Origin of the sequence: Pseudoxanthomonas sp. 22568 (assembly GCF_052044485.1) — a bacterium.
Taxonomy (GTDB): Bacteria; Pseudomonadota; Gammaproteobacteria; order Xanthomonadales; family Xanthomonadaceae; genus Pseudoxanthomonas_A; species Pseudoxanthomonas_A beigongshangi.
Genome location: NZ_JBQENC010000004.1, coordinates 268,540 through 285,203 on the forward strand (window position 1 = coordinate 268,540; position 16,664 = coordinate 285,203).

The 16,664-nt window shown below is 67.6% G+C and carries 16 protein-coding genes; 13 read left to right on the top strand and 3 right to left on the bottom strand.

Going from position 1 to position 16,664, the window contains the following annotated elements; translation table 11 throughout:
* Positions 1 to 32 precede the first annotated feature (32 nt).
* A complete protein-coding gene (locus ACTJI2_RS07105) occupies positions 33 to 461 on the top strand; it encodes a type II toxin-antitoxin system RatA family toxin (protein ID WP_141453001.1) in 429 nt (142 codons plus the stop codon).
* A 1-nt stretch (position 462) separates the two neighbouring features.
* Positions 463 to 717, top strand: a complete 255-nt coding sequence (locus tag ACTJI2_RS07110) for an RnfH family protein (RefSeq protein ID WP_440841571.1) — start codon at positions 463 to 465, stop codon at positions 715 to 717.
* Between the two features lie 12 nt (positions 718 to 729).
* Here ACTJI2_RS07110 and ACTJI2_RS07115 read toward each other — a convergent pair whose 3' ends face one another.
* Complete coding sequence (locus ACTJI2_RS07115) at positions 730 to 1,128, bottom strand: outer membrane protein assembly factor BamE (RefSeq protein ID WP_141452999.1); 399 nt, start codon at positions 1,126 to 1,128, stop codon at positions 730 to 732.
* A gap of 105 nt (positions 1,129 to 1,233) precedes the next feature.
* On the opposite strand from ACTJI2_RS07115, the gene fur reads away from it, so the two are divergent.
* A complete protein-coding gene (gene fur / locus ACTJI2_RS07120; protein ID WP_181444074.1) occupies positions 1,234 to 1,638 on the top strand; it encodes a ferric iron uptake transcriptional regulator in 405 nt (134 codons plus the stop codon).
* A gap of 118 nt (positions 1,639 to 1,756) precedes the next feature.
* Here fur and recN read toward each other — a convergent pair whose 3' ends face one another.
* Together recN and ACTJI2_RS07130 are read right to left on the bottom strand one after the other, a co-directional pair.
* The gene (recN, locus tag ACTJI2_RS07125; protein ID WP_440841573.1) at positions 1,757 to 3,427 is read right to left on the bottom strand and encodes a DNA repair protein RecN; all 1,671 of its coding nucleotides are present in this window, start codon (positions 3,425 to 3,427) and stop codon (positions 1,757 to 1,759) included.
* 82 nt (positions 3,428 to 3,509) lie between these two features.
* Positions 3,510 to 3,968 (bottom strand): DUF2269 family protein, encoded by a 459-nt coding sequence (locus ACTJI2_RS07130; RefSeq protein WP_440841575.1) that lies wholly within the window; start codon positions 3,966 to 3,968, stop codon positions 3,510 to 3,512.
* 121 nt (positions 3,969 to 4,089) lie between these two features.
* Between ACTJI2_RS07130 and hrcA the strand changes: the two genes are divergently transcribed.
* From hrcA to ACTJI2_RS07180, 10 genes are all read left to right on the top strand, one after another.
* A complete protein-coding gene (gene hrcA / locus ACTJI2_RS07135) occupies positions 4,090 to 5,142 on the top strand; it encodes a heat-inducible transcriptional repressor HrcA (protein WP_183641599.1) in 1,053 nt (350 codons plus the stop codon).
* A gap of 42 nt (positions 5,143 to 5,184) precedes the next feature.
* Positions 5,185 to 5,703: a nucleotide exchange factor GrpE gene (gene grpE / locus ACTJI2_RS07140; RefSeq protein ID WP_183641597.1), complete on the top strand. Its 519-nt coding sequence runs from the start codon at positions 5,185 to 5,187 to the stop codon at positions 5,701 to 5,703.
* Between the two features lie 108 nt (positions 5,704 to 5,811).
* Positions 5,812 to 7,734 (top strand): molecular chaperone DnaK, encoded by a 1,923-nt coding sequence (gene dnaK, locus ACTJI2_RS07145; RefSeq protein WP_141452993.1) that lies wholly within the window; start codon positions 5,812 to 5,814, stop codon positions 7,732 to 7,734.
* A gap of 140 nt (positions 7,735 to 7,874) precedes the next feature.
* Positions 7,875 to 8,990 (top strand): molecular chaperone DnaJ, encoded by a 1,116-nt coding sequence (gene dnaJ, locus ACTJI2_RS07150; RefSeq protein WP_203321725.1) that lies wholly within the window; start codon positions 7,875 to 7,877, stop codon positions 8,988 to 8,990.
* Between the two features lie 53 nt (positions 8,991 to 9,043).
* Entirely contained in the window at positions 9,044 to 10,159 is a 1,116-nt protein-coding gene (locus ACTJI2_RS07155; protein ID WP_203321724.1) for a prephenate dehydrogenase, read from the top strand.
* Between the two features lie 67 nt (positions 10,160 to 10,226).
* A complete protein-coding gene (locus ACTJI2_RS07160; protein WP_440841576.1) occupies positions 10,227 to 11,420 on the top strand; it encodes a PLP-dependent aminotransferase family protein in 1,194 nt (397 codons plus the stop codon).
* A gap of 185 nt (positions 11,421 to 11,605) precedes the next feature.
* Positions 11,606 to 12,325: a 4-hydroxy-tetrahydrodipicolinate reductase gene (gene dapB / locus ACTJI2_RS07165; protein ID WP_440841578.1), complete on the top strand. Its 720-nt coding sequence runs from the start codon at positions 11,606 to 11,608 to the stop codon at positions 12,323 to 12,325.
* A gap of 374 nt (positions 12,326 to 12,699) precedes the next feature.
* Positions 12,700 to 14,334: a TldD/PmbA family protein gene (locus ACTJI2_RS07170; RefSeq protein ID WP_183641586.1), complete on the top strand. Its 1,635-nt coding sequence runs from the start codon at positions 12,700 to 12,702 to the stop codon at positions 14,332 to 14,334.
* Between the two features lie 97 nt (positions 14,335 to 14,431).
* Positions 14,432 to 15,766 carry a TldD/PmbA family protein gene (locus ACTJI2_RS07175; protein WP_183641584.1) on the top strand — a complete coding sequence of 445 codons (1,335 nt, stop codon included), beginning with the start codon at positions 14,432 to 14,434 and terminating at the stop codon, positions 15,764 to 15,766.
* A gap of 190 nt (positions 15,767 to 15,956) precedes the next feature.
* Positions 15,957 to 16,661 carry a DUF4159 domain-containing protein gene (locus ACTJI2_RS07180; RefSeq protein ID WP_183641581.1) on the top strand — a complete coding sequence of 235 codons (705 nt, stop codon included), beginning with the start codon at positions 15,957 to 15,959 and terminating at the stop codon, positions 16,659 to 16,661.
* Positions 16,662 to 16,664 lie beyond the last annotated feature (3 nt).

Below are 16,664 nucleotides of genomic sequence, written 5' to 3' on the forward strand. Positions count from 1 at the left end.
TGTCGCCGAAGGCGGAACCACAAGCGAGTCAAATGCAAACCATCCGCCGCAGCGCCCTGGTCGAACACGCCGCCAGCCGCATGTTCGACCTGGTCAACGATATCCCCGCCTATCCCCGCCGCTTCGACTGGTGCCGCGGCGCCGAAATCATCGAGACCGGCGAGCAGCGGCTGGTGGCACGGCTGGACCTGGGGCTGGGTTCGCTGAGCACCTGGTTCACCACCGAGAACACACTGGACCGTCCGCACCGCATCGACATGAAGCTGGTCGACGGGCCGTTCCGCAAGCTGCACGGGCAGTGGGAATTCCACGCGCTGGACGAAAGCGCCTGCAAGGTCAGCCTGACCCTGGAATTCGAACCGTCCAGCCGCCTGCTGCTGCCGGCGTTGACCCTGGGTTTCCAGGGACTGGCCGACCGCATGGTGGACGACTTCGTGCGCGTGGCCGACCGCGGCGAGTGAGATGAAGGTCGAGGTCATTCGCGCCTGGCCGCGCCGTTTCGACACGGTGACGGTGGAATTGCCGGACGGCGCGCTGCTGGCCGACGCGGTGCGGCTGGCCGGATTCGCCGGCGACCCGGACATCACCGGCTATGCCATCCACGGCGTGGTGGCGCGGGCCGAGACGGCCCTGCACGAGGGGGATCGGGTGGAACTGCTGAGGCCCCTGACGGTGGACCCCAAGGAAGCGCGGCGACGCCGCGCCCGCAAGGACTAGCGCCGAAACGGCTCAGCGGCCGCCGCGGCCGCCCTTCTTCTTGTCCTTGGCCAGGTTGGGACCGAACTTGCGCACGTCCGAAGCCAGCTGCAGGTCGTTTTCGGGGAAATATTCGCCTTCCCAGCTGGCCAGCGTGTCGCCCTGGAAGTGCAGGGTCAGCGTCTTGACCTCGGTGGTGCCGCGGCGGTTGGTGCGCTCGCTGGCCGCGTAGTCCCAGCGCTGGGAGTGGAAGGGATCGGCGATGGACGGGCTGCCGATCAGCGCCTGCACCTGCTGCTTGCTCTGGCCCACCTGCAATTGATCCACCGCGGCCTTGTCCAGCAGGTTGCCCTGGTAGATCGGCTGCTTGTAGAGGATGCCGCAGCCGGCAGTCAGGGAGGCGAGGGCGGCGACCAGCAGGAGTTTGCGCATGGGACGGCTACAGGTGGAAAACATGCCGATGATACACTTCCGGCGACCGCCGCAACCCAGCTTCAGGCAGCCGGCGCTAAACCGGTTATGAACGGAGACGCCGATATGGAATCCCAAGAACTTCGCAAGGTTGGCCTCAAGGTCACCCACCCGCGGATGCGCATCCTGGAACTGCTGGAGCAGAAAACCTCGCAGCATCACCTGAGCGCCGAAGACATCTATCGCCAGTTGCTGGAACACGGCGACGAGATTGGCCTGGCCACGGTGTACCGCGTGCTGACCCAGTTCGAGGCCGCCGGCCTGGTGCTGAAGCACAACTTCGAGGGCGGCCAGGCCGTCTACGAACTGGACCGAGGTGGCCACCACGACCACATGGTGGACGTGGACACCGGCAAGATCATCGAATTCGAAAGCCCGGAAATCGAGAAGCTGCAGCGCGAAATCGCGGCCAAGCACGGCTACCTGCTGGAAGAACACTCGCTGGTCCTGTACGTGCGCAAGAAGCGCTGAACCCCGCAACGCCCTCAAGCCTCGGTAGGAGCGGCCTCCCGGCCGCGAGCCCTTCCCACCTTTCACGGGTTTCCCGACCGAAACCGGGAAACCCGAAAAAGGCGCGCGATCGGACGCCTCAGCCCGCGACGTCGGCCAGCAACCGCTTGGCCGCGGCGTGGGCTTCCTTGCTGACCTCGACGCCGCCCAGCATGCGCGCCAGCTCTTCCTCGCGCTGGCGGGCGGTCAGTACTTCGACCGCGCTCTGGGTCATGCCGTCGACCGGGGCCTTGCTGACCCGGTAGTGGGCGTGGCCCTGCGCGGCGACCTGCGGCAGGTGGGTCACGCACAGCACCTGCCGCTGGGCGCCGAGCGCGCGCAGTTTCTTGCCGACGATGTCGGCGACCGCGCCGCCGATACCGGAGTCCACTTCGTCGAACACCATGGTCGGCACCGCGTCCACGCCTAGCGCGGCGACCTCGATCGCCAGCGAGATGCGCGAGAGTTCGCCGCCGGAAGCGACCTTGCGCAGCGGGCGGGGCGGTTGACCGGCATTGGCGGCGACCAGGAACTCGACCCGCTCGGCACCGGCCGGGTCGGGACGGTCGCCTTCGTTGGGTTCCAACGCGATTTCGAAGCGGCCGCCGCCCATGCCGAGTTCGGCAATCAGCGCGGTGGTGGTCTTGCCGAGTTCGCGGGCGGCGCGCTGGCGGCTGCGGGTGAGCCGGGCGGCGGCCGATTTCCAGCTTTCGCGGGCGGCCTCGATGTCCTTGTTGAGGCTGAGCAGGCGTTCGCCGGCGCCGCGCAGGCTGTCCAGTTCGGTGGCGATGGCGTCGCGCACGCGCGCCAGTTCGTCCGGCGTGGTGCGGTGCTTGCGGGCCAGATCGTGGATGCGGCCGAGTCGGCGCTCCAGTTCCTCGAACTGTTCCGGATCCGCGTCGAGATCGTCGCGGACCTGGCCGAGCAGGCCGAGCGCCTCGTCAATCTGGATGTGCGCGCTTTCCAGCATGCCGTCGATTTCGGCCAGGCGCGGCTCGTGCTGCACCAGTCGCGCCAGTTCGCCGCGGGTCTGTTGCAATTGCCGGGACAGGGACGGCGATTCGTCGTCGCCCAGCCGCGCCAGCGCCGCCTCGCAGGCCTGGATGAGGCCGGCGGCGTGGGCCTGGCGGCGATGTCCGGCGAGCAGGTTTTCGATGCTGGCCGGGGCCAGGTCCTCGCGCGCCAGTTCGCCGAGTTGGTGCTCCAGGTAGTTGATGCGGTCGGACACGTCGCCCTGGCGGGACAGATGCTCGCGTTCCCGCAGCAGTTCGGACCAGCGGTCGGCGGCGGCCGCCACCGCCTGCCGTTCGGTCGCGTTGCGGGCATGGCCGTCCAGCAGGTCGCGCTGGCTGGCCTTGTCCATCAACGCCTGGTGTTCGTGCTGGCCGTGGATTTCCACCAGCCGCCCGGCCAGGTCGGACAACTGCCCGAGGGTCACGCTGCGGCCGTTGATCCAGGCGCGCGAACCGCCGTCGGCGCGGATCACCCGGCGCAACTGGCAGGCCAGTCCGTCGTCCAGTTCCTGTTCGCGCAGCCAGGCCAGCGCCGGCGCATTGGCCTCGATGGCGAATTCGGCCGACAGTTCGGCGCGTTCGGCGCCGTGGCGGACCACGCCGCTGTCGGCGCGCAGGCCGGACAGGAAACCCAGGGCATCCACCAGCAGCGACTTGCCGGCGCCGGTTTCTCCGGAAATGACGGTCATGCCGGGGCCGAATTCCAGTTCGGTGGCGCGGACGACGGCGAAATCCTTGATCGCGAGGTGTCTGAGCATGTTCGTATTGTAAGGGCCAGCCATGACACGCATGGCACGCGGCGCCAGCATCGGGGCGCGCCGTCGCAGGAGCCGCGACGGACTACGCGGGCAGCTTCAATACCATCGCCGCCAGCGCCAGCCAGGCCGGCAGCAGGCTGGCGAGGCCGATGCGGTTCCAGCGGCGCAGCAGCGGCTGGCAATCCTCCCAGCGGGCATTGGCGCGCGCGGCCAGCACCTGCAGGCGGTGCTGCAGCGGCGCCAGTGCGGCGAACACCAGTCCGGACAGCACGAACAGGCCGATGCCCAGGCCGAGCCAGCCGGTGCGCAGCAGTGGCCAACCGCCCAGCCAGGCGGCCAGGCCGCCGCTGGTGATGATCACCAGCACCGCCGGCACGGTGAACACCCGATCGCTGCGGATGACCCCGGCCATCGCCTCGGCTAGGTGCGGCGGGGAACGGTGACGGGCGGCGTGGCGCACCCAGAACACGCCGGTGGTGACGTTGCCCAGGAACAGCACCACGGCGACGATGTGCAGCAACTTGAACAGCAGATAGGCCATGGCGGCGGGATCGGTGCGTGCGGGAAGGCCATTGACGCGCACCGGCCGGCCGTCGCCAAGGGGCCGGAAGTCACTTCAATGCTTGCGGTCGCCGGGCGATGCGGCTATCTATTCGCCGATGATGTCCGCATCCGCCGACGCTCCGCTGGATCCCCGTGCCCGCCAATTGCTGCGGGCGCTGATCTCCCGTTACATCCGCGACGGCGAGCCGGTCGGTTCGCAGACCCTGGCGCGTTCGGCCGGGCTGGACGTGAGCCCGGCCACCATCCGCAACATCCTGGCCGAGCTGGAGGAAGTGGGCCTGCTGAGCTCGCCGCATACCTCGGCCGGACGGATTCCCACCGCCCAAGGCTACCGTGTGTTCGTGGACAGCCTGGTCCAGGTGAAGTCGCTGGGCGAGGGCGAGATCACCCGCCTGCGCGCCGAACTGCCCGCCGGGGCGGGCACCCAGGCGCTGCTGGGCAATGCCTCGGAACTGCTGTCGGCGATGACCCATTTCGTCGGGGTGGTGAGCGCGCCCCGACGCGAGCAGTTCGCCTTCCGCTACATCGACTTCGTGCCGTTGGACGGGCGCCGGGTGATGGCAATCCTGGTGTTTGCCGACAACGACGTGCAGAACCGGGTCATCGAGCCACGCCGGGTCTACGACCGTTCGGAGCTGGAGCGGATCGCCAACTACCTGAACACCCATTTCGCCGGCCGTCCGCTGGCCGACATCCGCGCGACCCTGTTGCGCGAGCTGCGCGACGCCCGTAGCGAGATGGAAGGGCTGCTGGCGCAGGCGGTGGATCTGGCCGAGCAGGCGCTGGCGCCGCCCGGCGACGACGTGGTGCTGGCCGGCCAGACCCGGCTGATGAGCGTGCAGGACCTGTCGGACCTGGAACGCCTGCGCGACCTGTTCGAGACCTTCGCCCGCAAGCGCGAGATCCTGCAGTTGCTGGAGCGCACCCTGCGCGCGCCGGGGGTGCGGATCTTCATCGGCGAGGACACCGGCCTGGCCCGCCACGACAGCGTTTCGGTGGTCACCGCCCCGTACATGGCCGGTGGGCAGGTGCTGGGGGTGCTGGGGGTGATCGGCCCGACCCGGATGGCCTACGACCGGGTGATCCCGGTGGTCCAGGCGGCGGCCGATGCGCTGGGGGCAGCCTTGAATCCCGACAGCCCGTCCCAATAAGTGGCCTGTCATGCGGCAGGAACCGCCGCGACGGGACCCGAGATGAGCCAAAACGAACACGATTCCGAACTGGGCCAGACGCCCGAACCCCAAGAAGCCGACAACCCCCTGATCGCCGAGTTGGAAACCCTCCGCAACGAAGTGGACCAACTGCGGGCCGCCTCGCTGCTGGAGCGGGCCGACCTGGAGAACCAGCGCAAGCGGGTGGCGCGCGACATCGAGATGGCGCGCAAGTTCGCCAACGAACGCCTGCTGGGCGACCTGCTGCCGGTCTTCGACAGCCTGGACGCCGGGCTGGCCGCGGCCGGCGGCGAGGCCAATCCGCTGCGCGAGGGGCTGGAGCTGACCTACCGGCAGTTGTTGAAGGTCGCCGGCGACAACGGCCTGACCGTGCTCGACCCGGTCGGCGCGCCGTTCAATCCCGAACACCACCAGGCCATCAGCCAGGCCGACGCTCCCGGTGCCGCACCCGGCAGCGTGGTGCAGGTGTTCCAGAAGGGCTACCTGCTCAACGACCGCCTGCTGCGCCCCGCGCTGGTGGTGGTGGCCAGGCAGGACTGAATGCCCGGGTCGCCGGCGCTTGAACCGCGCCGGCCGGACCCCACATCCAGACCATCCCCGGCGCAGCGCCGGACCAAGACAGACACTTTTTAGGGAGCGAACCCGACAATGGGCAAGATCATCGGCATCGACCTGGGCACGACCAATTCGTGCGTGGCGATCATGGAAGGCGGCAAGGCACGCGTCATCGAGAATTCCGAAGGCGACCGCACCACCCCCTCCATCGTCGCCTACACCAAGGACGGCGAAGTCCTGGTGGGCGCCTCGGCCAAGCGCCAGGCCGTCACCAACCCCAAGAACACCTTCTTCGCGGTGAAGCGCCTGATCGGCCGCAAGTTCACCGACGCCGAAGTGCAGAAGGACATCGGCCTGGTGCCGTACTCCATCGTCCAGCACGACAACGGCGACGCCTGGGTGGCGACCGCCGACGGCAAGAAGCTGTCCGCGCAGGAAATCTCCGCGCGCATCCTGGAGAAGATGAAGAAGACCGCCGAAGCCTTCCTGGGCGAGACGGTCACCGAGGCGGTCATCACCGTGCCGGCCTACTTCAACGACAGCCAGCGCCAGGCGACCAAGGACGCCGGCAAGATCGCCGGCCTGGACGTCAAGCGCATCATCAACGAGCCGACCGCGGCGGCGCTGGCCTATGGCCTGGACAAGGCCGACGGCACCGATCGCAAGATCGCCGTGTACGATCTGGGCGGCGGCACCTTCGACGTGTCGATCATCGAGATTGCCAACGTCGACGGCGAGAAGCAGTTCGAGGTGCTGGCCACCAACGGCGACACCTTCCTGGGCGGCGAAGACTTCGACAAGCGCGTCATCGACTACCTGGTGGAAGAGTTCCAGAAGGACCAGGGCATCGACCTGCGCAAGGATCCGCTGGCCCTGCAGCGCCTGAAGGACGCCGCAGAGCGCGCCAAGATCGAGCTGTCCAGCTCGCAGCAGACCGAAGTCAACCTGCCGTACATCACCGCCGACGCGTCCGGTCCCAAGCACCTGAACATCAAGCTGACCCGCGCCAAGCTGGAAGCGCTGGTGGAAGACCTGATCAAGAAGAGCATCGAGCCGTGCCGCATCGCGCTGAACGACGCCGGCCTGCGCGCCAGCGAGATCAGCGAGGTGATCCTGGTCGGCGGCCAGACCCGCATGCCGAAGGTGCAGCAGGCGGTGGCCGAGTTCTTCGGCAAGGAACCGCGCAAGGACGTCAATCCCGACGAGGCCGTGGCGCTGGGCGCCGCGATCCAGGGCGGCGTGCTGGCCGGCGACGTCAAGGACGTGCTGCTGCTGGACGTGACCCCGCTGAGCCTGGGCATCGAGACCCTGGGCGGCGTGTTCACCAAGATCATCGAAAAGAACACCACCATCCCGACCAAGGCCTCGCAGACCTTCTCCACGGCCGAGGACAACCAGTCCGCGGTGACCGTGCACGTGCTGCAGGGCGAGCGTGAACAGGCCCGCTTCAACAAGTCGCTGGCCCGCTTCGATCTGGCCGGCATCGATCCCTCGCCGCGCGGCTTGCCGCAGATCGAGGTGTCGTTCGACATCGACGCCAACGGCATCCTGCACGTCTCGGCCAAGGACAAGAAGACCAACAAGGAACAGAAGGTCGAGATCAAGGCCGGTTCGGGCCTGTCCGAGGAAGAGATCCAGCGCATGGTCGCCGATGCCGAAGCGCATCGCGACGAGGACAAGAAGTTCCACGAACTGGTGCAGGCGCGCAACCACGCCGACGGCCTGCTGCACGCCACCCGCACCGCCATCACCGAGCATGGCAGCAAGGTGCCGGGCGACGTGATCGGCCGGGTCGAGGGCGCCATCGCCGAGCTGGAAACGGCGATGAAGAGCGATGACAAGGCGCAGATCGAGGCCAAGTCCAAGGCGCTGGAGGAGGCCGGCCAGTCGCTGTACGCGGCCGCCGCTTCCGGCCAGCAGCCGGGCGCCGACGCCGGCGCCGCCCCGGGCGCGCAGCCCGCCGGCGACGACGTGGTCGACGCCGAGTTCACCGAAGTCAAGGACGACAAGAAGTAACGGGAATGGTGAATGGGGAATCGGGAATCGGAAAAGCGGCTCCAGCCGCGCTTCCGTGATACCCGGTTCCCCGTTCTCATATCCGATGGCGAGATCTCCTGCATGACGATTCCCGATTCCCCATTCCCGATTCACGCCCAATGAAACGCGATTACTACGAAGTCCTGGGCGTGGCCCGCACCGCCAGCGATGACGAGCTGAAGAAGGCTTATCGCCGCTGCGCGATGAAGTTCCATCCGGATCGCAATCCCGGCGACAAGGCCGCCGAGGCGTCGTTCAAGGAATGCAAGGAGGCTTACGAGGTGTTGTCGGACGGCGCCAAGCGCCGCGCCTACGATGCCCACGGCCATGCGGCCTTCGAGCACGGCATGGGCGGTGGTGGTGCCGGCGGGCCGGACATGGGCGACATCTTCGGCGACATCTTCGGCAACATCTTTGGCGGCGGTGGCGCGCGCGCCGCCCGTCGCGGCGCCGACATCGGCTACGTGATGGAGCTGGATCTCGAGGAGGCCGTGGCCGGCATCGAGAAGCGCATCGAGATTCCCACCCTGGTGGCCTGCGAACCCTGCCATGGCTCGGGTTCGGAGGATGGCCAGGTCGAAACCTGCGCCACCTGCGGCGGCCGCGGCAACGTGCGCATGCAGCGCGGCATCTTCGCCATGCAGCAGACCTGTCCGGCCTGCGGCGGCCGTGGCCAGACCATCAAGAATCCCTGCAAGACCTGCCATGGCGCCGGTCGCGTGGAGGAAGAGAAGGTCCTGTCGGTCAAGATTCCGGCCGGCGTGGACAACGGCGATCGCATCCGCCTGACCGGCGAGGGCGAGGCGGGACCGCCGGGCACCCCGCCGGGTGATCTGTACGTGGAAGTGCGCGTGCGCGAGCACGATATTTTCCAGCGCGACGGCGACGATCTGCATTGCGAGGTGCCGATCCGGATTTCGCAGGCGGCGCTGGGCGATACCGTGCGCGTGCCCACGCTCAACGGCGAGGCGGAGATCCGCATTCCCGCCGAAACCCAGACCGGCAAGCTGTTCCGCCTGCGCGGCAAGGGCGTCAAGTCGGTGCGCAGCCGCAGCGAAGGCGATCTGTATTGCCGCGTGGTGGTGGAAACCCCGGTCAACCTGACCAGCGAACAGCGCGAGTTGCTGGAAAAGTTCGAGGCGACCTTCGTCGGCGACGAGGCGCGCAAGCACTCGCCGAAGTCGGCGACCTTCCTGGATGGCGTGAAAGGTTTCTGGGATCGCATGACGTCCTGATCCACGCCGACGCTCTGACCTAGAATGAGGGCTCCCCCAAGGAGCCCTTTTTCGTGTCCCCACCCCTGATCGGCATCGTCGGCAGCGCCGGCGCCTACGGGCGCTGGCTGCGCCGCTTCTTCGAGACCCGGATGGGGCTGGCGGTGATCGGACACGACCCGGCGGATCCCGCTTCGCTGCCGGAAGCCGAACTGGCGCAGCGAGCCGATGTGCTGATTTTCTCCGCGCCGATCCGGCATACCGCCGCGATCATCGGGCGCTACGTGGAGCTGGCCGCCGGCACGGAAGCCGGCAAGCTGTGGCTGGATGTCACTTCGATCAAGGCCGCGCCAATCGCCGCGATGCTGCGATCGCGCGCCGAGGTGGCGGGCTTGCATCCGATGACCGCGCCGCCCAAGGCGCCAACCCTGAAGGGCAGGGTGACGGTGGTGTGCGAAGCGCGGCTGGAGGGCTGGCGTCCCTGGCTGGACGCGCTGCTGCGCGCGCTGGAAGGCGAGTACGTCCACGCCGAACCCGAACAGCATGATCGGATCATGGCGCTGGTGCAGGCGATGGTGCATGCCAGCCACCTGGCCCAGGCCGGCGTGCTGCGCGGACAGGCCCCGGCGGTTGGCGCGCTGGCCGAACTGCTGCCGTTCCGTTCGGCCTCCTTCGAGATGGACGCGGCGATCCTGTCGCGCATCCTGTCGCTGAATCCGGCGATCTACGAGGACATCCAGTTCGGCAATCCGCACGCGCATGAAATCCTCACCGCGCTGCACGCGCAGATTGGCCGGATGGCGGCGCTGGTGGGCGAGGGGAGCGACGCCGCGCGCGCGGCGTTCCGCGAGGAATTCCTGGACGGCAACCGGGAAGCGCTGGGCGCGCGGGCGCTGGCCGACGGCAACTACAGCTACGAGCGCTTGGGCTACCTGCTGGCCGACCTGGCCGGCGCGCAGTCGATGAGCGTGCATCTGCCGGAGGATCGTCCCGGTTCGCTGCGGGCGCTGCTGCACGTGTTCGAACGGCACGGCGTGAGCCTGTCGTCGATCCACTCCTCGCGCACCCCGGAGGGCGAGGTGCATTTCCGTATCGGCTTCGATGCGGACGTGGACGCGGACGGCCTGCGCCGCGCGGCGGCGGAAATCGACGCCAGCGGCATCGGCCGGGTGCTGGCCGCCGGCCGCTGACGCGGTACGGCGGCGTATTGGCGCAGTGCGAAACGGCACGCGCCGATATCCCCGTTACACTGCGCCGATGAACAGCCATTTCACCCTGTCCCGCCGCGCGCAGGCGCTGACCAGTTCGGCGATCCGCGAAATCCTCAAGGTCACCGAACGTCCGGAAGTCATTTCCTTCGCGGGCGGATTGCCATCGCCGGCCACGTTTCCGATCGCGCGCATGCGGGAGGCCACCGACAAGGTGTTCACCGAGGCGCCGCAGGCTGCGTTGCAGTACGGGCCTACCGAGGGCTTCACCCCGTTGCGCGAATGGATCGCCGCGCGCCACAGCCGCGACGGCGTGACCGTCCGGCCCGGCCAGGTGCTGGTCACCACCGGTTCGCAGCAGGGCCTGGATCTGCTGGGCAAGGTGCTGATCGACGAGGGCAGCAAGGTGCTGGTGGAAACCCCCAGCTACCTCGGCGCGCTGCAGGCGTTCTCGCTGTTCCAGCCGGCGTTCTCGCCGATGCGCAGCGACGACGAGGGCATCGTGGTGGATGCGCTGGACGAGGCGCAACTGCGCGGCGGCCGCTTCATGTACTGCCTGCCGAATTTCCAGAATCCGACCGGCCGGCGTCTGCCGCTGGAACGCCGCCGCGCGCTGATTGCCCGCGCCCGCGCCGCCGGCGTGCTGGTGGTCGAGGATGATCCTTATGGCGAACTGAGTTACCACGGCGAGCAGTTGCCCAGCCTGCTGTCGATGGATCCGGGCAACGTGGTCTACATGGGGTCGTTCTCCAAGGTGCTGGCGCCCGGCCTGCGGCTGGGTTACCTGATCGCGCCCGAGCCGCTGCACGCCAAGCTGGTGCAGGCCAAGCAGGCGGCGGATCTGCATACCCCGTCGTTCTCGCAGCGGATCGTGTTCGAGGCGGTGCAGGGCGGGTTCCTGGATCGCCACATTCCCGAGATCCGCAAGCTCTACGGCGATCAGTGCGAACTGATGCTGTCCGCGTTGCAGCGCCATTTCCCCGCCGAGGCGAAATGGAACCGCCCGGCCGGCGGCATGTTCATCTGGGTCACGCTGCCGGAAGGCGTCGATGCCGGCGCGCTGCTCGCACGGGCGATTGAACACAACGTCGCGTTCGTGCCGGGCGCGCCGTTCTTCGCGGTGGATCCGCAATCCCATACCCTGCGCCTGTCGTTCGTGACCGTGTCGGCCGAGAAGATCGAACAGGGCATGGCGCGGCTGGGTGCGCTGGTGCGAGAGGAGATCGCTGCCGCGGTGGCGTGAAGGCAAACCTCCGCCAATCTTGTAGGAGCGACGTGAGTCGCGACCGATATCGGTCCCGCGACGCTCGGTCGCGATAGCCGGGATTCCGATCGTCCGGTCGCGACTCACGTCGCTCCTACAGGGGAATGCAGGGAAGTGAACCCAGCATCTTCGCCGAAGAGGCCCGCTCGGCTACCATGCCGGGCATGGAAACCACGCCCACCCGCATTCTCATCCACGGCGCCTCCGGGCGCATGGGCCAGGCCCTGTTGCGCCTGGCCGCCGAACAGCCGCAGCGGTTGCAGGTGGTCGCGGCGGTGATGCGCAAATCGCCCGCGCAGCGGGTGGTGGAAGGCGTGCCGTATTTCGCCACCAGTGAGCTGGGCGGCGTGCCGGCGTTCGACGTGGCCATCGATTTCAGCCTGCCCGAGGGTTTCGCCCCGGTGCTGGCGCTGTGCGTGCAGCGCGGCGCGGCGCTGGTGTCCGGCACCACCGGTCTGGACGAGGCGCAGCGGCAAGCGCTGGCGCAGGCGGCCGGCCGGATCCCGCTGGTGTGGGCCTCCAACTTCAGCCTGGGCGTGGCGGTGCTGACCGAACTGGTCGAACGCGCCGCCGCCGCGCTGGGCGGTTGGGATTGCGACGTGGTCGAGTCCCACCACGTCCACAAGAAGGACGCGCCCTCGGGCACCGCGCTCACGCTGGGCGAGGCGGCCGGTTCGGCAGGCGCGCCGGTGCATTACGCCAGCCTGCGTGCCGGCGACATCGTCGGCGAGCATCTGGTGCAGTTCACCGGCCTGGGTGAACGCATCGAACTGGTCCACCGTGCCACCAACCGAGACATCTTCGCGCGCGGCGCCCTGCATGTGGCCGGGCGCCTGGCCGGCCGCGCAGCCGGTCAATATCGCGTCCGCGATCTGCTCGACTGAGCCTTTGCCCGCATGAGCGAGCCATCCGCCTGCGGGGACGGGCGTGGCGCGCGTGGAAACGAAACCGGGAAGCGGAGTCGCTTTCGCATCGCCGACCGTGCGCTCCGCCGCTCGCGGGTGCGATGAACCATGCGCGCTGCTTGCGTCCACGGACGCGGGCGGACGCTGCGATGCGAAGCCGGGACCACCTCGCTGCGGCGGCCGAGGGAATTGCGCCGGAAGGCATCGCTTCTATGCCGAAAGTCATTTGACGGACCATTCAGCCACCGGCAAGAATCCGGCACGCACCCGCCACATCGCAATTCCGCTTCGTCCCGCTTCATTCCGTTCCGTTCCAGCTCCGCGCTGCGGGGCTCATCGCTGGAGAGCAAGCCTTGCGCAGACGTGACTTCCTGGCCTACAGCGGCCTCAGCCTCGGCGGCCTGATGCTGCCGGCCTACTTCGGCAAGGCCATCGCCGCCGAGGAATTGCAGACCTCCCTCGATGTCGGCCTGAAGAAGCGCCTGGCCGACACCGCCATGACCGCGGCCAAGGAGGCGGGCGCCAGCTACTGCGACGTGCGCATCGGACGCTACCTGCGCCAGTTCGTGATCACCCGCGAGGACAAGGTGCAGAACGTGGTCAACACCGAGTCCACCGGTGTCGGCATCCGCGTGATCGCCAACGGCGCCTGGGGTTTCGCCGCCACCCACGAGCTGACCGCGCAGGGCGTGGCGAAGGCCGCGCAGCAGGCCGCCGCGATCGCCAAGGCCAACAGCAAGGTGCAGGGCAAGCCGGTGCAACTGGCGGCCACGCCGGGCGTGGGCGAGGTGGCGTGGAAGACGCCTATCCGCAAGAACGCGATGGCGGTGCCGATCAAGGACAAGGCGGATCTGCTGCTGGGCGTCAACGCCGCCGCGATCAACGCCGGCGCGGATTTCGTCAACTCGATGCTGTTCCTGGTCAACGAACAGAAGTACTTCGCCAGCACCGATGGTTCCTACATCGACCAGGACATCCACCGCATCTGGGTGCCGATGACCGTCACCGCCATCGACAAGGCCAGCGGCAAGTTCCGCACCCGCGACGGTCTGTCCGCGCCGATGGGCATGGGCTTCGAATACCTGGACGGCGACGCCTCCGGCAAGGTGACCTCGCCAAACGGCGTGGTCAACTACGGCCTGTCCTACGACATGAAGGAAGACGCCATCGCCGCGGCCAGGCAGGCGCGCGCCAAGCTCAAGGCGCCTTCGGTGAAGCCCGGCAAGTACGATCTGGTGCTGGATCCCTCGCATACCTGGCTGACCATCCACGAATCGGTCGGCCACCCGCTGGAGCTGGACCGCGTGCTGGGCTACGAGGCCAACTACGCCGGCACCAGCTTCGCCACCCTGGACAAGCGCGAGGCGGCGTTCCAGTACGGCAGCGACAAGGTCACCCTGTTCGCCGACAAGGTCCAGCCCGGCAGCCTGGGCGCGGTGGGCTACGACGACGAAGGCGTGAAGACCAAGCGCTGGAACCTGATCACCGACGGCAAGCTGGTCGACTACCAGACCATCCGCGATCAGGCGCACATCCTCGGCAAGACCGAATCGGACGGCTGCTGCTATGCCGACTCCTGGTCGAGCGTGCAGTTCCAGCGCATGGCCAACGTCTCGCTGCAGCCGGGCAAGCAGAAGCTGAGCGTGGCGGACATGATCAAGGATGTCGAGAACGGCATCTACATCATCGGCGACGGTTCGTTCTCCATCGACCAGCAGCGCTACAACGCGCAGTTCGGCGGCCAACTGTTCTACGAAATCAAGAACGGCAAGATCACCCAGCAGATCGAGGACGTGGCCTACCAGATCCGCACGCCTGAGTTCTGGAACGCCTGCGCGGCGGTGTGCGACGAAAGCGATTACCGCCTGGGCGGTTCGTTCTTCGACGGCAAGGGCCAGCCCGGGCAGGTGTCGGCGGTCTCGCACGGTTCCTCCACCGCGCGTTTCAACGGCATCAACGTGATCAATACCGCCCGCAGCCTGGGTTGAGGCGTGGAGCTGGGCTTGCCCGGCTCCGCCGAACCCCGAGGTCCCCGACAGCGAAAGGCAGCGGAGCGCGCTCCGCTCTACGAGAGAATCCCAGAACATGAGCATCCTTACCGAAGCGCAGGCCAAGGCCATCCTGGACAAGGTCATCGCGCTATCCAAGGCCGACGAGTGCACGGCAAGCCTGAGCGGGAGCATCAGCGGCAACATCCGCTTCGCGCTCAACGACGTGTCCACCAGCGGCATCGTCAGCAACGCCGATCTGGCGGTGCAGGTGGCGTTCGGCAAGCGCGTGGGCGTGGCGACCATCAACGAGTTCGACGATGCCGCGCTGGAACGCGTGGTCCGCCGCGCCGAGGACCTGGCCCGGCTGGCGCCGGAGAATCCCGAGTTCATGCCGGCCATCGACAAGCAGGCCTACCAGGCCAGTCCCACCTTCAGTGAATCCACCGCCGCCATCACCCCGGAGTTCCGTGCCGAGGTGGCCAAGGCATCCATCGATCCCTGCAAGGCGGAGAAACTGATTGCCGCCGGCTTCCTGGAGGACGGCCAGAGCTTCGTCGCCTTCGCCAACAGCAAGGGCAACTTCGGCTACCAGCGCGCCACCAGCTTCGACTACACCTGCACCGTGCGCACCGAGGACGGACGCGGGTCCGGCTGGGTCGGCCGCAACCTGAAGGACGCCAATGCGTTCAAGGCCGACAGCGACATCCGCACCGCCATGCGCAAGGCCAGCGAATCGGCCGATGCCAAGGCGCTGGAGCCGGGCAAGTACACCGTGATCCTGGAACCGGCCGCGGCCGCGGGCCTGATCTCCTTCATGATGAATTTCTTCGACGCGCGCCAGGCCGACGAGGGCCGCAGCTTCCTGTCCAAGAAGGGCGGCGGCAACAAGCTGGGCGAGCAGGTCTACGACCCGCGGGTGAACCTGACCGCCGATCCCTGGCATCCGGACGCGCCGGTGCTGCCGTGGGATGGCGAGAACCTGCCGCGCGAGAAGATGGCGATCGTCGAGAACGGCAAGATCGCCAACCTGGACTATTCGCGCTTCTGGGCGCAGAAGCAGGGCAAGCGCGCGGTCGGCTCGCCCGGCAACCTGCTGATGGCCGGCGGCGACAAGTCCACGGCCGAACTGGTGAAGAGCACCCAGAAGGGCATCCTGGTCACCCGCACCTGGTACATCCGCCTGGTCGACCCGCAGACCGTGCTGCTGACCGGACTGACCCGCGACGGCACCTTCTACATCGAGAACGGCGAGATCAAGTACCCGGTGAAGAATTTCCGCTTCAACGAGTCGCCGGTGATCATGCTCAACAACATCGAGGAACTCGGCAAACCGGTGCGCGTGGCCGGTGACGAATCCTCGTTCGTGATGATGATCCCGCCGATGAAGCTGCGCGACTTCACCTTCACCTCGCTGTCCGACGCGGTTTGAACCGTTCGCGTCCTCTCCCGGTGGCGGGAGGGGGCCGCGCGGGCGGGGAGGCGTCTTCCCGCGACAGGCCGGCGTCCGCAATTCCGTATCGTTCCGAGATGCCCGTGCCGTTGATGGATTCCGCCTTGTCCCCGCCGCGCCTTCCGCTTGTGCGTGAAGGCACGGCGGCATGGGCGACGGGGGCGCGGGCATGACCCGCGCCGAGTTCCTGCGCTTGATGGCCGGCGGCCTCGCCGGTGCACTGCTCGGCGCTTCGCCCCGCGCGGCACGGGCGGCACCCGTCTACGATTTCTGGTTCACCCGCCTGCGCTATGACTCCGGCGACTGGGACGTGGATCAGCGCATGCCGGCCAACCTGATCACGTCGCTGATCGACTACACCCAGTTGCGGGTGGATCCGAAGGAACACGTGCTGGCGCTGTCCGATCCGCGGGTGCTGTCGGCACCGTTCTGCTACCTGGCCGGGCACAAGCTGGTCGAATTCAATCCCGCCGAGCGGCGCAACTTCGAGCGCTACGTGCGCAACGGCGGCTTTGTATTCGTGGACGACTGCAACCATGACATCGATGGCCTGTTCGCCAAGTCGTTCGAGGCGCAGATGGCCTCGATCTTCGGGGCCAAGGCGATGAAGAAGCTGCCGAACCAACATCCCCTGTACCGCAGCTTCTTCACCTTCGATGGTCCCCCGGCCACCGGCTTCGAACTCAATGGCTGGGGCGATGATCTGGTCCACGAGTACCTGCAGGGCATCGAAATCAATGGCCGCCTGGGCGTGCTCTACAGCAACAAGGACTATGGTTGCGAATGGGACTACGACTGGCGCAACAAGCGGTTCCTGGCCGAGGACAACACCAGATTCGCGGTCAATATCGTCATGTACGCGCTGAACTCATGAACC

Bases quoted from the DNA above. Each gene is read 5' to 3' on its own strand.
- fur (WP_181444074.1), top strand. From the start codon at position 1,234: ATGGAATCCCAAGAACTTCGCAAGGTTGGCCTCAAGGTCACCCACCCG.
- dapB (WP_440841578.1), top strand. From the start codon at position 11,606: ATGGAAACCACGCCCACCCGCATTCTCATCCACGGCGCCTCCGGGCGC.
- dnaJ (WP_203321725.1), top strand. From the start codon at position 7,875: ATGAAACGCGATTACTACGAAGTCCTGGGCGTGGCCCGCACCGCCAGC.
- recN (WP_440841573.1), bottom strand. From the start codon at position 3,427: ATGCTCAGACACCTCGCGATCAAGGATTTCGCCGTCGTCCGCGCCACC.
- ACTJI2_RS07115 (WP_141452999.1), bottom strand. From the start codon at position 1,128: ATGCGCAAACTCCTGCTGGTCGCCGCCCTCGCCTCCCTGACTGCCGGC.
- hrcA (WP_183641599.1), top strand. From the start codon at position 4,090: ATGTCCGCATCCGCCGACGCTCCGCTGGATCCCCGTGCCCGCCAATTG.
- ACTJI2_RS07105 (WP_141453001.1), top strand. From the start codon at position 33: ATGCAAACCATCCGCCGCAGCGCCCTGGTCGAACACGCCGCCAGCCGC.
- ACTJI2_RS07160 (WP_440841576.1), top strand. From the start codon at position 10,227: ATGAACAGCCATTTCACCCTGTCCCGCCGCGCGCAGGCGCTGACCAGT.
- ACTJI2_RS07180 (WP_183641581.1), top strand. From the start codon at position 15,957: ATGACCCGCGCCGAGTTCCTGCGCTTGATGGCCGGCGGCCTCGCCGGT.
- dnaK (WP_141452993.1), top strand. From the start codon at position 5,812: ATGGGCAAGATCATCGGCATCGACCTGGGCACGACCAATTCGTGCGTG.
- ACTJI2_RS07130 (WP_440841575.1), bottom strand. From the start codon at position 3,968: ATGGCCTATCTGCTGTTCAAGTTGCTGCACATCGTCGCCGTGGTGCTG.
- ACTJI2_RS07110 (WP_440841571.1), top strand. From the start codon at position 463: ATGAAGGTCGAGGTCATTCGCGCCTGGCCGCGCCGTTTCGACACGGTG.
- grpE (WP_183641597.1), top strand. From the start codon at position 5,185: ATGAGCCAAAACGAACACGATTCCGAACTGGGCCAGACGCCCGAACCC.
- ACTJI2_RS07175 (WP_183641584.1), top strand. From the start codon at position 14,432: ATGAGCATCCTTACCGAAGCGCAGGCCAAGGCCATCCTGGACAAGGTC.